This window comes from Streptomyces abikoensis, from assembly GCF_014648775.1.
Lineage (GTDB): Bacteria > Actinomycetota > Actinomycetes > Streptomycetales > Streptomycetaceae > Streptomyces > Streptomyces abikoensis.
Genome location: NZ_BMRT01000001.1, coordinates 1,541,390 through 1,555,656 on the forward strand (window position 1 = coordinate 1,541,390; position 14,267 = coordinate 1,555,656).

The 14,267-nt window shown below is 72.0% G+C and carries 10 protein-coding genes; 1 reads left to right on the plus strand and 9 read right to left on the minus strand.

Translation table 11 applies throughout. The features are described from left to right. Window positions 1-61: 61 nt before the first annotated feature. From IE096_RS06685 to nrdR, 5 genes are all read right to left on the minus strand, one after another. On the minus strand, window positions 62-955 hold the full coding sequence (locus IE096_RS06685; RefSeq protein ID WP_189449307.1) for an ADP-ribosylglycohydrolase family protein: 894 nt from the start codon (window positions 953-955) through the stop codon (window positions 62-64). Window positions 956-966: 11 nt separating this feature from the next. Further along, entirely contained in the window at window positions 967-1,626 is a 660-nt protein-coding gene (locus IE096_RS06690; protein ID WP_189449309.1) for a histidine phosphatase family protein, read from the minus strand. A 202-nt stretch (window positions 1,627-1,828) separates the two neighbouring features. After that, on the minus strand, window positions 1,829-2,434 hold the full coding sequence (locus IE096_RS06695) for a YdbC family protein (protein ID WP_189449311.1): 606 nt from the start codon (window positions 2,432-2,434) through the stop codon (window positions 1,829-1,831). Between the two features lie 321 nt (window positions 2,435-2,755). Beyond that, a complete protein-coding gene (locus IE096_RS06700; protein ID WP_189449313.1) occupies window positions 2,756-5,629 on the minus strand; it encodes a vitamin B12-dependent ribonucleotide reductase in 2,874 nt (957 codons plus the stop codon). 113 nt (window positions 5,630-5,742) lie between these two features. After that, complete coding sequence (nrdR, locus tag IE096_RS06705) at window positions 5,743-6,276, minus strand: transcriptional regulator NrdR (RefSeq protein WP_189449315.1); 534 nt, start codon at window positions 6,274-6,276, stop codon at window positions 5,743-5,745. Window positions 6,277-6,852: 576 nt separating this feature from the next. Here nrdR and lexA point away from each other — a divergent pair. Continuing rightward, a complete protein-coding gene (gene lexA / locus IE096_RS06710) occupies window positions 6,853-7,638 on the plus strand; it encodes a transcriptional repressor LexA (protein ID WP_099202316.1) in 786 nt (261 codons plus the stop codon). Between the two features lie 142 nt (window positions 7,639-7,780). Here the strand turns inward: lexA and IE096_RS06715 are convergent, their stop codons facing one another. The 4 genes from IE096_RS06715 to IE096_RS31290 form a co-directional block, all read right to left on the minus strand. Further along, the gene (locus IE096_RS06715; protein ID WP_189449317.1) at window positions 7,781-9,760 is read right to left on the minus strand and encodes an ATP-dependent DNA helicase; all 1,980 of its coding nucleotides are present in this window, start codon (window positions 9,758-9,760) and stop codon (window positions 7,781-7,783) included. Between the two features lie 115 nt (window positions 9,761-9,875). Then, window positions 9,876-10,637 carry a GNAT family N-acetyltransferase gene (locus IE096_RS06720; RefSeq protein ID WP_189449319.1) on the minus strand — a complete coding sequence of 254 codons (762 nt, stop codon included), beginning with the start codon at window positions 10,635-10,637 and terminating at the stop codon, window positions 9,876-9,878. 7 nt (window positions 10,638-10,644) lie between these two features. Further along, entirely contained in the window at window positions 10,645-12,597 is a 1,953-nt protein-coding gene (locus IE096_RS06725; RefSeq protein WP_189449321.1) for an IucA/IucC family protein, read from the minus strand. A gap of 77 nt (window positions 12,598-12,674) precedes the next feature. Next, window positions 12,675-14,222 (minus strand): aminotransferase class III-fold pyridoxal phosphate-dependent enzyme, encoded by a 1,548-nt coding sequence (locus tag IE096_RS31290; protein WP_229819964.1) that lies wholly within the window; start codon window positions 14,220-14,222, stop codon window positions 12,675-12,677. Window positions 14,223-14,267 lie beyond the last annotated feature (45 nt).

A 14,267-nucleotide genomic window follows, 5' to 3' on the forward strand; every position in this document is an offset into this window, starting at 1 on the left:
CCTGCAAGGTTACGCCTTCGAGGCCGGACTGTCCCGTCCCGCCCCCGCTCCTTCCGTCCGCTCAGCGCGAAGCGGCCGGAAGCCAGCCGGGGAGGGCTTCCGTGGACTCCAGCCAGGCAGTTGGCGGAGCACCTCGTTCCGACGCGGCGACCACTCCTCCGGCGATCGCGGAGGTGGTGTCCACGTCGCCGCCGGCCCGCGCCGTCGTCCAGAACGCCTCCTCGAACGAGTCGAGGTGGCGGGCCGCGGCCCACAGCGCGAAGGGCACCGTGTCGTGGGCGCTGGTCCGCCGGCCGCAGCCCAGGACGGCGGCGACGGTGCTGGTGTCGGCGTAGTCGAGCATGTCGCGGGCGCGGCGCAGGCCCTGCTGGACCGCGCTGCGCGGCACGAGAGCGATCACCCCGTCCAGGAGGGCCTCGGGGCCGGTGACGCCGGACGGGCTCGCGGCGATGGCCGCCGCGGCGGCCACGGCCATGGCGCCGGCCACGGCCTCGCGGTGCTGATGGGTGGTGTACGCCGAGATCTCGGCCTGGTGCGTGGCCTGCTCGGGGTCGTCGGCGTACCAGGCGCCCAGCGGCGCGATGCGCATGGCGGCGCCGTTGCCCCAGGACCCCTGCCCCTTGAACAGCGCGGCGGCCAGCTCGCGCCAGTCGCCGCCCTCCCTGACCAGGCGCAGCATCCGGTTGACCGCGGGACCGTAGCCGCGGTCGAAGTCGTGGTGCTCCGCGAAGGAGCGCGCGAGGGCGTCCTGGTCGATACGGCCGTGCTCGGCCAGGACGGCCAGGACGGAGCAGGCCATCTCGGTGTCGTCGGTCCAGCTCCAGGGCGCGGGCGGGAGCTCGCGGCGCTTGAGGGAGGGATAGTGGGCGGGGACGAAGAACTGGGAGCCGAGGGCGTCACCCACGGCCAGCCCCCGGAGGCTCGCCAGGGCTCGGTGGAATCGGTCAGCTGTCATCGCTGCGAACTCTAGTCGGTGAAGCCGTACGACTCCGGGGTACACCAGCGCTCGAACGGCCGGTCCAGGTGATAGCGGCCGTCGGAGCCGAGCTGCAGCACGCGGGTCTCGGCGTTGCCCGGGTTGGACAGGCACTCGAACTCGGCGACGGTCCAGTGCAGCCATCGCATGCAGAACAGCCGCATGGTCAGGCCGTGGGTGACGAGCAGGACGTTCGGCGGGTGGCCGGGATCCTCGAAGCTGCGCCACAGGCTCTCCAGGAAGGCGCCGACCCGGTCGTAGACGTCGGCCCCGGACTCGCCCTGGGCGAAGCGGTAGAAGAAGTGCCCGTAGGCGTCGCGGTAGGCCTTCTGCCGGCGCACGTCCTCCCGTTCCTGCCAGTTCCCCCAGTCCTGCTCGCGCAGGCGCGGCTCCTCGCGCACCCGCACACGACTGGGGTCGAGCTTCAGGGCGTGGAAGGTCTGGTGCGCGCGGCGGTAGGGCGAGACGTACGCGGAGATCCGTTCGTCGCCGAAGAGCTCCCGGAGCCGCTCCCCGGCCTGGTCGGCCTGCTTGCGGCCCTTCGCGGTCAGGCTGAGGGCATGGTCGGGCTCCCGCTCGTAGACCGTGTCGTCCACATTGCCCTCCGACTCTCCGTGCCGGAGGAGGACGATGCGCCGGGGCCGTGACATGCCGCCACCCTAGACCGCTGAGCCCTCGTCCGCCGCGCCCGGCACCCTCCGGCCCGGCGGGCGCACCGCGCGCACCCGCGCCGCCGTGCGCGACGCCGTTCTCGCGGGATCGTCGACGCCTTCACCGACCCGGGGACCGCCGCCGTCGCGGACGAGGCCGCGGAGGCCACGCTCGCGGCGGTCGCCGCGGGCGCCTACGCCATCAGACCGTCCACGCCTGCTCTATCTGCACGACGTCACCGGTGATCGCCGCGACATCGGCCTCCGTCTGCGCCCGCAGGGCGAGCCGCTCCACCCGGTCCTCGCGGTACTTCCCGTGCTCCGCGCCGGAGTTCCACATCGACAGGACCAGGAACTCCGGGCCGGGCGCCTCGCCGAAGACCCCCCGCAGCATCCCGGGCGACCCGGCCATCGCCGGGTTCCACACCTTCTCCTGCATCATCGTGAAGTGCTCCACCCGGTCCTCATGGACCCGGCAGTGCGCGAAACGCACCACGTCCGCGTCGCCGAACTGCGGCCGGAATCCCACCTTCACATCGAAGCGGTGCTCGAAGAGCCGCACCTGGACGTTCCGGAACGTGCCGGACTGCGCCGCCGCCAGTCTGTCGTGGGACCGCGCCATGAAGGAGTCGTAGAACGACCGGCTCTCCCAGAAGCCGAAGAGGTGCACCACACCGGGGCGCGCCCGGCTCCAGCCACCCCCCTGCCCCCGGAATCCCGGTTCGCCGAGCAGCCCCGCCCATTTCCGCTGCCCCCGCTCGAACCCCCGGCGGTCCACCACGGTGCAGCGAATCCACTTGACCAGCACCGACCCATCGTACGGCGACCGCAGTGGCGCGCGTCACGTAGCGACGCGGTACACGCGGGTGAGGGTCGCGGCGTCCAGTTCGATCCGGGACTCGTTCTTCAGCACCGTGGTCAACTCCTCGGCACCGGCTTCCCGTTCATCCCCCGGTCCAGCAGGACGCGCGTTCGTCGGCGTCGAACCCACGAGCGTCCGCCGTAGGTCCGACTCCGTCCGCTGCACCACCAGCCGCGAGACGAACGGTGCGACCGAAGGTGCGCACGGACCCAGGAAAGGCCGATGGGGGAACCGGCACGGGCCGGTTCCCCCATCGTCACACGACTGTCAGCTGCAGCCGCTGGTCGAGCCGCAGCCCTCGCAGAGGTAGCAGCTGCCCGCGCGGCGCATCTTGGTGCCGCAGGAGAAGCACAGCGGCGCGTCGGCGTTCAGGCCGAGCTGCATCTCCACCAGTTCGGTGGAGTTGTGGACCTGCTTCGGCGCCGGGGCGGCCGCGGCGGGCTGGGCCGGGAGCTCCGGCTTGGCCGGCGCGACCTGACGCGGCGCGGACTGGGCCAGGCCCTCGACGTCGACCTCGTCGGCGGCCGGCTCGTACGAGCCGGTGTCCAGGTGGCGCTGACGCTCCTCGGCGGAGTGGATGCCCAGCGCCGAGCGCGTCTCGAAGGGCAGGAAGTCCAGCGCCAGGCGGCGGAAGATGTAGTCGACGATCGACTGCGCCATCCGCACGTCCGGGTCGTCCGTCATGCCGGCCGGCTCGAAGCGCATGTTGGTGAACTTCGAGACGTACGTCTCCAGCGGCACGCCGTACTGGAGGCCGACCGAGACGGCGATCGAGAAGGCGTCCATCATGCCCGCGAGGGTCGAGCCCTGCTTGGACATCTTCAGGAAGACCTCACCGAGACCGTCGTCCGGGTAGGAGTTGGCGGTCATGTAGCCCTCGGCGCCACCCACCGTGAAGGAGGTGGTGATGCCCGGGCGGCCCTTCGGGAGGCGCTTGCGGACCGGGCGGTACTCGACGACCTTCTCCGCGACGGCGGGAGCGGTGGCCTCGGCCTTCTTCTCCTCCTTCTTCTTGGCGGAGAGCGGCTGGCCGACCTTGCAGTTGTCGCGGTAGATGGCGAGGGCCTTCAGGCCCATCTTCCAGCCCTCGAAGTAGACCTCCTCGACCTCCTCGACGGTGGCCGACTCCGGCAGGTTCACCGTCTTGGAGATCGCGCCCGAGAGGAACGGCTGCGCGGCGGCCATCATGCGCACGTGGCCCATGGCGGAGATCGCGCGCTCGCCCATGGCGCAGTCGAAGACCTCGTAGTGCTCGGCCTTCAGGCCCGGGGCGTCGATCACATTGCCGTGCTCGGCGATGTGGGCGACGATCGCCTCGATCTGCTCGGCCTGGTAGCCCAGTCGCTTGAGCGCCTTGGGAACCGTGTTGTTCACGATCTGCATCGAGCCGCCGCCGACGAGCTTCTTGAACTTGACCAGGGCCAGGTCCGGCTCGACGCCCGTGGTGTCGCAGTCCATCATCAGGCCGATGGTGCCGGTGGGGGCCAGCACGGAGGCCTGGGCGTTGCGGAAGCCGTCCTTCTCGCCGAGGCGGAGCACGTCCTGCCAGGCCTCGGTCGCGGCGGCCCAGACCGGGGTGTCCAGGTCGTCCATGCGCTTGGCGACGGCGTTGGCGTCGGAGTGCTGCTTCATGACGCGCTTGTGGGCGTCGGCGTTGCGGGCGTAACCGTCGTACGGGCCGACGACCGCGGCCAGCTCGGCGGAGCGCTTGTAGGACGTACCCGTCATCAGCGAGGTGATCGCGCCGGCCAGGGCGCGGCCGCCGTCGCTGTCGTAGGCGTGGCCGGTGGCCATCAGCAGGGCGCCCAGGTTGGCGTAGCCGATGCCCAGCTGGCGGAAGGCGCGGGTGGTCTCGCCGATCTTCTCGGTCGGGAAGTCGGCGAAGCAGATGGAGATGTCCATCGCCGTGATGACCAGCTCGACGACCTTGGCGAAGCGCTCGGCGTCGAACGACTGGTTGCCCTTGTCGTCGTCGCGGAGGAACTTCATGAGGTTGAGCGAGGCGAGGTTGCACGAGGAGTTGTCCAGGTGCATGTACTCGCTGCACGGGTTGGACGCGGTGATCCGGCCCGTCTCCGGCGAGGTGTGCCAGTGGTTGATCGTGTCGTCGTACTGGATGCCCGGGTCGGCGCAGGCCCAAGCGGCCTCGGCCATCTTCCGGAAGAGGCCCTTGGCGTCGATCTCCTCGATGACCTCACCGGTCATCCGGGCGCGCAGACCGAACTTCGTGCCGTTCTCGACGGCCTTCATGAACTCGTCGTTCACGCGGACGGAGTTGTTGGCGTTCTGGTACTGGACGGACGTGATGTCGTCGCCGCCCAGGTCCATGTCGAAGCCCGCGTCGCGCAGGGCGCGGATCTTCTCCTCCTCCTTCACCTTGGTGTCGATGAAGGCCTCGACGTCGGGGTGGTCGACGTCGAGCACGACCATCTTGGCCGCGCGGCGCGTGGCGCCGCCGGACTTGATGGTGCCGGCGGAGGCGTCGGCGCCGCGCATGAAGGAGACGGGGCCGGAGGCGTTGCCACCGGAGGAGAGCAGCTCCTTGGAGGAGCGGATGCGGGAGAGGTTCAGGCCGGCGCCGGAACCGCCCTTGAAGATCATCCCCTCTTCCTTGTACCAGTCGAGGATCGACTCCATGGAGTCGTCGACGGAGAGGATGAAGCAGGCGGAGACCTGCTGCGGCTGCTTGGTGCCGACGTTGAACCACACCGGGGAGTTGAAGCTGAAGACCTGGTGGAGCAGGGCGTAGGTCAGCTCGTGCTCGAAGATCTCGGCGTCGGCCGGGGAGGCGAAGTACCCGTGCTCCTCGCCCGCCTTGCGGTAGGTGATCACCACGCGGTCGATGAGCTGACGCAGGCTGGACTCGCGCTGGGGCGAGCCGGTCGCGCCGCGGAAGTACTTGCTGGTGACGATGTTGACCGCGTTCACCGACCAGAAGTCGGGGAACTCGACGCCACGCTGCTCGAAGTTGATCGAGCCGTCGCGCCAGTTGGTCATGACGACATCACGACGCTCCCAGACCACCTCGTCGTACGGGTGCACGCCGGGGGTGGTGTGGACGCGTTCGATGCGCAGGCCCTTGCCGCCCTTGTTTCCCTTGGAGCGGGAACCTCGTGCAGAGCCGCTCGTCGTCTCGGTCATGCCGCCTCCCTCTACGGGCAAAACGCCCATATGCGCCCATTTTCTTCCGGGGCGCGATGTGTTCTGTCACCCGGGAGCGCTCGGCGCTCCGGGTAGGTCTGGATTGCCGTCGCTCAGTCGGCGGCGACGGCGGGCGCCGGCACCTCGGTGCCGGCGGCGGGGCCCGTCGGGGTCACGGCGGCGCCACCGCCGGTCCCGCGGCCGAGGCCCTCGCGCAGCTCCGCGACGGCGGCCTCGAAGTCCTCGAGCGAGTCGAACGCCTGGTACACGGACGCGAAGCGCAGGTAGGCGACGAGGTCGAGGTCCTTGAGCGGGCCGAGTATGGCGAGCCCGACGTCATGGGTGGTGAGCTCGGCGCTGCCCGTGGCCCGCACCGCTTCCTCGACCCGCTGACCGAGCTTCGCCAGGGCGTCCTCCGTGACCGGGCGGCCCTGGCACGCCTTGCGCACCCCGGAGATCACCTTGGTCCGGCTGAACGGCTCGGTGACCCCGCTCCGCTTGATCACCATGAGTGACGCGGTCTCCACGGTGGTGAACCGGCGGGAGCAGTCGGGGCACTGGCGGCGCCTGCGGATCGAGCAGCCGTCGTCGGTGGTCCGGCTGTCGACGACCCGGCTGTCGGGGTGCCTGCAGAAGGGGCAGTGCATGGCTCTCCACCTTCCTTCACCCTCGAGGAACCTCGAACAAGCTGTCACGATCCACGGCTCCGGCGACCCCGTAGGGGTCTCGCCGAGCAGCCCCCAGCATAGGCGATGACCGGGACCCGAAATGACCGGGGAGGGACATCGACCACAACTTGTGGGTGGCCGTGGCCATCAAACCACTAGATCTGGTGCCCGGCCGCCAGGATCCACCCCAGCGTGTCGCGCCGCGCCGACGGGACACGGCCCCGCCCGAGCGACCCGGAGGCAGGCCGGGAGGGTCGCGGATGACACACTGGGTGACGTGGCACGGCGCCGCCGCCGGACACCGTCGACGCCCCCCGAAGGGCGGCGGACGGGCCGTCGCGCGATCGCCGCGCGACCCGAACGGGCCTCCGGCGCGAGCGAGCGAAGCGCGCATCGAAGAGTACCGTAATGGGGCGAATTGATCTTTGCCCGTACACCCTGCCGTCTGATCAAGTCAGCCAATCCGCGATATTTCACTCGAACGTGTGTTTGGCGCAACCTTTCGAAAGCAACTACCGTTGTCCAGCTAGGGAGAACATCTCGAGAGGGGCCGACGTGACCACCACCGCAGACAGCGCCACCATCACCGCCCAGGACCGCTCCCAGAACCGACTCGACCAGGCACACCCGATGAATGACGCAGCCATGAACGCCGAGGGGCAGAAGCCGGCCCGCTCGCTCCCAGGACGGCCCCCGGGCATCCGGGCGGACAGCTCCGGGCTCACCGACCGGCAGCGCCGTGTGATCGAGGTCATCCGGGACTCAGTCCAGCGCCGCGGATACCCACCATCCATGCGCGAGATCGGCCAGGCGGTGGGGCTCTCCAGCACCTCATCGGTCGCCCACCAGCTCATGGCCCTGGAGCGCAAGGGCTTCCTCCGCCGGGACCCGCACCGCCCCCGCGCCTACGAGGTGCGCGGCTCGGACCAGCCGAGCACCCAGCCCACCGACACCACCGGCAAGCCCGCGGCCTCGTACGTCCCGCTGGTGGGCCGTATCGCCGCCGGTGGTCCCATCCTGGCCGAGGAGTCGGTGGAGGACGTCTTCCCCCTCCCCCGGCAGCTGGTCGGCGACGGAGAGCTGTTCGTCCTCAAGGTCGTCGGCGATTCCATGATCGAGGCCGCCATCTGCGACGGCGACTGGGTGACGGTCCGCCGCCAGCCCGTGGCGGAGAACGGTGACATCGTGGCCGCGATGCTCGACGGAGAGGCCACGGTCAAGCGCTTCAAGCGCGAGGACGGCCATGTCTGGCTGCTCCCGCACAATGCCGCTTACCAGCCCATCCCCGGCGACGAGGCCACCATTCTGGGCAAGGTCGTGGCCGTATTGCGGCGGGTCTGACACACCCGCCGAAAGACGGGGCCCCGGAACCAACTGCGCCGGTTCCGGGGCTCTTCTTTATGCCTATTCGCATTCAGGCGCATACGTGATTTGCGCGCTCACGCTGCCGAGCGCCTTTTCTTTATACGGCAGCGGCAGCCCTTCATTTCCCCTCCGCCTTGGCCGCCGCGTCGATGGCGGACAGGGAACGGCGCACCTGATTACGGTCCGTGGTGTACCAGAAGTCCGGCATCGAGGCCCGCAGGAAGGATCCGTAGCGGGCCGTCGCCAGCCGGGGGTCGAGCACCGCGACCACACCGCGATCCCCCGACGCCCGGACGAGCCGGCCCGCGCCCTGCGCCATCAGCAGTGCCGCGTGTGTCGCGGCCACGGACATGAAGCCATTGCCCCCCGCGTCCTCCACGGCCCGCTGCCGGGCGCTCATCAGCGGATCGTCCGGGCGGGGGAAGGGCACCCGGTCCATGACCACGAGCTGGCAGCTCGGCCCCGGCACGTCGACGCCCTGCCACAGCGACAGCGTGCCGAACAGACACGTCCGCGTGTCCCCCGCGAAGTTCTTGATCAGCTCGCCCAGCGTGTCCTCGCCCTGGAGCAGGATCGGCATGTCGAGCCGTCCCCGGAGCGCCTCGGCGGCCGCCTGGGCGGCCCGCATCGAGGAGAACAGCCCCAGCGTGCGGCCTCCGGCCGCCTCCACCAGCTCGGCCAGCTCGTCGAGCATGTCCGTCCGGTTCCCCTCCCGGCCCGGCTGGGCCAGGTGCCGGGCGACATAGAGGATGCCCTGCTTCGGATAGTCGAACGGCGAGCCGACATCGACGCCCTTCCACGACGGGAGGTCGTCCCCCTCGACGCCCTCCGGGGCGAGGCCCAGGGAAGCGCCGACGCCGTTGAAGTCGCCGCCGAGCTTGAGCGTGGCCGACGTCAGCACCACGGACCGCTCGCTGAAGAGCTTCTCCCTCAGCAGCCCCGACACCGACAGGGGCGCCACCCGCAGCGAGGCGCCGAAGCGGTCGTGCCGCTCGTACCAGACGACGTCGTACTCGGAGCGCGCCACGATGCGCTCGGCGACCGCGTGAATGTTCTCCACAGAGGCCAGGGCCTGCTTGCGGACCGCGTCCTCGTCCTGGAGGGACTTGTCGCGGGTGTTGCCGATCGACGAGATCACCGTGCGCGAGGCGTCGCGCAAGGCCATCAGACAGTGGTCGAGGTCCTCCGGGATCTCCTCCAGCCGGCCGGGCAGAGCGAGCTCCATCAGCCGCTCGAAACTCTCCGCGGCGGTCTGGAGGGCGTCCGCCGCCTTCTCGTCGACGAGCTTGGCGGCCCGCCGGACGGCCCGGTTGACCTGGCCGGGAGTAAGCTCACCGGTCGCGACGCCGGTGACCCGCGAGACCAGCTCATGGGCCTCGTCCACGATCAGGACCTCATGGCCGGGGAGGACCGGGGCGCCCTCGATCGCGTCGATGGCGAGCAGCGCGTGATTGGTGACCACCACGTCGGCGAGCTTGGCCCGCTCCCGGGCCGCCTCGGCGAAGCACTCGGCACCGTAGGCGCACTTCGAGGCGCCCACGCACTCGCGGGAGGTGACGGACACCTGGGCCCAGGCGCGGTCGGAGACGCCGGGCGTCAGATCGTCCCGGTCGCCGCTCTCGGTCTCGTCCGCCCAGTCGCGCAGGCGCAGCAGGTCCTTGCCGAGCTTGCTGGTGGGCGCGGCCGACTCGAGGGGGTCGAAGAGCCCCTCCTCCTCGTCCTGCGGGACGCCCTCGTGGAGCCGGTGGAGGCACAGGTAGTTGCTGCGGCCCTTGAGCATCGCGAACTGGGGGCGACGGCGCAGCTGCGGATGCAGCGCGTCGACCGTCCTCGGCAGATCGCGCTCGACGAGCTGGCGCTGGAGCGCGAGCGTCGCCGTCGCGACGACGACGCGCTCGCCGTGGGCGAGGGCCGGCACGAGGTAGCCGAGCGACTTACCGGTGCCGGTGCCCGCCTGGACGAGCAGGTGGGAACCGTCGTCGATGGCCGCGGCGACGGCTTCGGCCATGGTGACCTGGCCGGGCCGCTCGCTGCCGCCGACGGCGGAGACGGCGGCGTGCAGCAGGTCGGTGACGGAGGGCGAGGAGGTGGCAGTCATAGCCTGTTCAGCCTACGGTGCGGCACTGACATCGCGGGCCGATGTCCGTCCCGGGCCTTTCCGGGCCAGGCCGTACAAACGGGCCGACCCGGACCGTCGCACGACATCGTGATCGTCACAGAACGGCACGCAGCGCCCTGTCGCGGATCATCAGCGCCGCGCGTTTGCCGGGCAGCTCCACCTCGCCGCTCAGCCGGAAGCCCGCGCCGAGGAACGCGGCCGTCGACGGGGTGTTGCGCAGGTCCGGTTCCCCGATGACCCGGTCGCAGGAGGGGCGGCGGTCCAGGACCAGGTCGGCGACGGCCCGCAGGAGGAGCGTGCCGAGACCCCGGCCCCGGTCGGCGACCTTGCCGATGAGGAAGTGGATCCCGGTGTCGTGCGGCCGGGCCGGGTAGTGGCGGGCGACCGGGTCGAGATCGGCCCGGTAGACCTCCCAGTAGCTCATCGGGACCCCGGAGAGCACGCCGAGGCAGGGCATGCTGCGCCCGTCGCCGTCGAGCTGGGCCCGGAGGTGGTCGACGGTGGCGGCGCCCGGTCCGGCCAGCTCCCAGAACGCCGCGACAGCGGGATCGTTCATCCACTGCGTGACCAGCCGGAGGTCGCGTTCGATCCGCACCGGGACGAGCTGGAACGGCCCCGCGTCGGTGCCCACCGGCCCCCAGTCGGCGAGACCGTCCAGGAAGTCGCCGGGCCCACCGGGGAATCCGGGCCGTCCGGCCCCCGGGGAGTGGTGGCGGGCGTCGGCTGGTTCGGTGAGGTCGTGCACGGCGTGCTCGGCGGTGATGAGCTCGATGAGTTCATCGGTCAGCCGGAGGTCGAGGGTGTCGTTGAGCGGGTTCGTCCCGGCGTTCGTGTCGGCGTTGGTGTCGGCGTTCATCCGTGGCTCACCCCGCCGCCGTGGCCAGGGGGTTGGCGATGGTGACGTAGACGGACTGGGAGTCGACGGGTCCGGAGAGCTCGTCGAGACCGTGCAGCCTGGTCAGCATGTTGGCCTTGCAGCGCAGCACGGGCTCCTCCAGGAGGCGCCGGGGCAGGGCGGAACGGACCGGGGAGGCGCCGGACGCGGCCTCTTTGAGGAAGCGACGGAGCGCGGCGAGCAGGATGTGCTCGTCGGCGAGGCGCTGGGAGCCGAACGCGCCGATCAGACCGAGGACGTTGTTGATGCCGAGGTAGTAGAGGAACCGTTCGTCGGCGACCGCGTCCGAAACGAAGGTGTCGCTCTCCCGCCCGATGCCCGGAAGTCGCTGTTCGAGCGCGGCGCGATGGGATTCGCGGAAGTAGTAGCCCTGGTTGTCGCGGTAGCGCCCGCCGACGGGCCAGCCGTCCGCGTCCAGCAGGACGAGGGTGTTCTGCTGGTGGGCCTCCAGGGCGATGCCCGCTTCGCCGTCGAGCCAGAGGACGGGCCGGACGATCGCCTCGAGGTAGCGCAGGAACCATTCCGTGGCGACGGCTCCGGCGGGCCGGCCCGTGCGGTAGGCGAGCCGGGCGACGGTGTCGGCGAGCCGGGAGTGGGTGGCGGGCCTTCCGGTGGCGCCCTGCCGGCCGGCCCACGGCCGGGGCGAGACGAGCCCGGCGAGGCACACGGCGTCGTCGCCGGGACCGAAGGGGTTGTGCCGGATGACGGTGTCGAGCCCGCGCAGGGGGGTGCCGTCCGGGGCGTCGACACCGATCCAGGCCGGGTCGCGGACGATGTCGAAGCCGTGCCCGCCGACGCAGGACGTCCGCCAGCGCTCGGCGAGGCCGCCGCGCAGCAGCCGGTGCACCTCGACGCCGCGCCGCAGCTCCTTGCGGAGGTTCTCGCGGCGGGAGTTGGTGACGCGCAGGCCGACGGAGAGCTTGAGCATCGCGGGGGCGCCGGGCCGGTGCACGGTCCGCAGCGACGACGTGGGGTACCAGGGCACGCCCCGCGGACCGAGGTCGCGCAGCAGCCCGGCGTCGAAGAGCTGGGCGAACTCGGGGCGGTGGCGGATGTCGCGGGCCTGCCAGGGGTGCGCCGGCAGGGGGACGGTCCCGGGCGGCAGTTCGCGCTCCAGGTCCGGCCCGGCGAGGCGGGCCGCGAGCGCGGTGGCGTCGACGGGGCGGCCGCGCTCCGTCCAGGCCGAGTCGGCGGCGAGCACGGAACGGTCGACGGCCAGCCAGTGCAGCGGGAAGCTGCCGCGCAGCTCGGGCGAGTAGGGCGCGGCCTCGGCGTCCGAGAGTCCCTCGCGGCTCTTGGGCGCGGGGTGCAGGGGGTGTCCGAGGAGCAGGGCCTGTTCGCCGTAGAGGAAGAGTTCGCCCGCGTCCGGGTCGGCGGGCCGCTCGCGCCGGTCGGCGAGGAACACGGCCGTGCGGCGTGCCGAGTCGGCGACGCGGGCGACCAGTTCCCCGCCGTCGTCGGTGAGGGGACGGCCGGACTGGGCCGCGCGGTGGGCGGCTTCCCGGCCGAGGAGGGCGGCCAGGGTGACGGCGTCGAAGGCGGGGGCGTCGTCGGGGCCGCCGGTCAGCGTGACGCGTCCGAAGCGGTGCCAGCCGGTGGCGGACCAGTAGTGCACCGGCACGCTCAGCGGGATGCCGCTGGCGTTGAGCGGCAGGTAGAGGATGTCGCCGTGGGGGCGTTCGACGCCGTTCTCGCGCACCCAGCAGCGCAGCAGGTTCTCCACGGCGGCGGCGTCCGCGGCGGCTCGCGGGTCGGGGTCGTCGAGGGGCTCGGCGACGCCGTGCGGTCCACCGGCGGGCAGTTCGGCGCGGGCGACGTGCCCGCCGTGATCGTGCGCGCCGGCCCTGCCGTGCGGGCGCGGCAGCGCCGGGGTCAGGGCCTGGCCGACGGGGGATGCATCGGTGGGGAGGGACGCGTTCATGCGGGGTGCGGCGTACAGGTCACGGCGTTCCGGCCGGGCTGCGGCGCCTTCCTCCTTCGGCGGTCTGGTGCGGCGGTCTAGGGGTTGGGGAGCCGGCGGACGGTGCGGGAGGCCGCGGCGACGGCGTCGGACAGCCGGTCGAGGACGGCCTCGGCCTGCTCGTCGGTGAGGGTGAGGGGCGGAAGCAGCCGGATCACCGGGGGGCGGCGGTCGCTCAGCCCGACGATCAGGCCGCGGCGCAGGCACTCCCGCCGGACGGTCTCGGCCAGCGCGGTGGCTCGGGGGGCGGCCTCGGGATCGGCTTGGGGGGCGGCCTCGGGATCGGTGATCTCGATGCCGATCATCAGGCCCTTGCCGCGTACGTCCGCGACGCACGCGTGCTCCCGCGCGAGCCGCCGCAGCCGTTCGAGCATCCGGGCGCCGAGGACGGCCGCGCGGCGGTCCAGTCCGTGCTGCCGGATGTGGCGCAGGGTGGCCGTGCCCGCGGCCATGGCGAGCTGGTTGCCCTGGAAGGCGGCGGGCGGGCCCTGCCGGCTCGGCCGGGCGTCGAGGTCGTCGCGGTGGACGATGACGGCGAGCGGGAGACTGCCGCCGATGGCCCTGGACAGGACCATGACGTCGGGGACGACGCGACTGTGTTCGACGGCCCAGAAGGCGCCCGTGCGGCCGGCCCCCGTCCACGTCTCGTCGGCGATGAGCGGCACGGCCCGCGCCGCGGTGACATCGCGGATCCGGCGCAGCCCGTCGTCGGGCACCGGCACCACTCCGTCACCCAGGACGGGCTCGACGACGAGCCCGGCGGGAAGCGGGGCGCGGCGGTGGACGTCACCGATCGGACGTCCGGCCGCGTCCGTGGGGGCGTCGCCGAACGGACAGCCCGTCGCCCCGCAGCCCCCTTCGTGGACGCCAGGGGACGGAAACCCCGGCGCAGCACCGAGGTTTGCGGTGGGGATGTCGGCAAACGGCAGCCCGGACGAACAACCTTCCGCGCCGAGGTTTCCCATGCGGACGTCGACGAACGGAAGTCCCTGCGCGCGAGCGCCCCCTGTGCCGACTCCGCCGATCGGACACCCCGACACACAGCCGACCGCGCCGGCGCCTCCGGCGAGGGGCCCCTGCGGCGAGGCGAACCCCGACACCGCCTCCCCCGGCCCGTCGCCCCCCAGGGTGAGGAGTCCGGCGCGGCCGGTCGCGGCGCGGACGAGGCGGAAGGCGTCCGCCAGGGCATCGGTGGCGGCGGGGCCGCAGAACCGGATCCGGGCCGAGTCGGCCAGTCCGCGCGGGAGGGTCGCGAACAGCTCGTCCGCGAAGGCCTCCTGGACGGGCGTGGCGAGGTCCGGGACCTGGAGCGGCGCGCCGGAGTCGAGCACGGCGCGGATGGCCTCCAACACGACCGGGTGATTGTGGCCGAGCGCGAGGGCGCCGCCGCCCGAGAGGCAGTCGAGATAGCGACGGCCGTCGGCGCCCTCGATGGTCAGGCCCCGGGCGCGCACGGGCACGACGGGCAGCGACCGGGCGTACGTCCGGGCCGAGGGCTCGCGGGTCGGCTGTCGCCGCGGCGTGCCCGCGCGCCCGGGCCGACGTGCCAAGAGCGGTGCGGGCGGCGGTAGTCGGGTCGGGGTCATGGCTCGGTTACCTCCTTCTGCCCGCTGAACGGTGGCCGGTCGTCC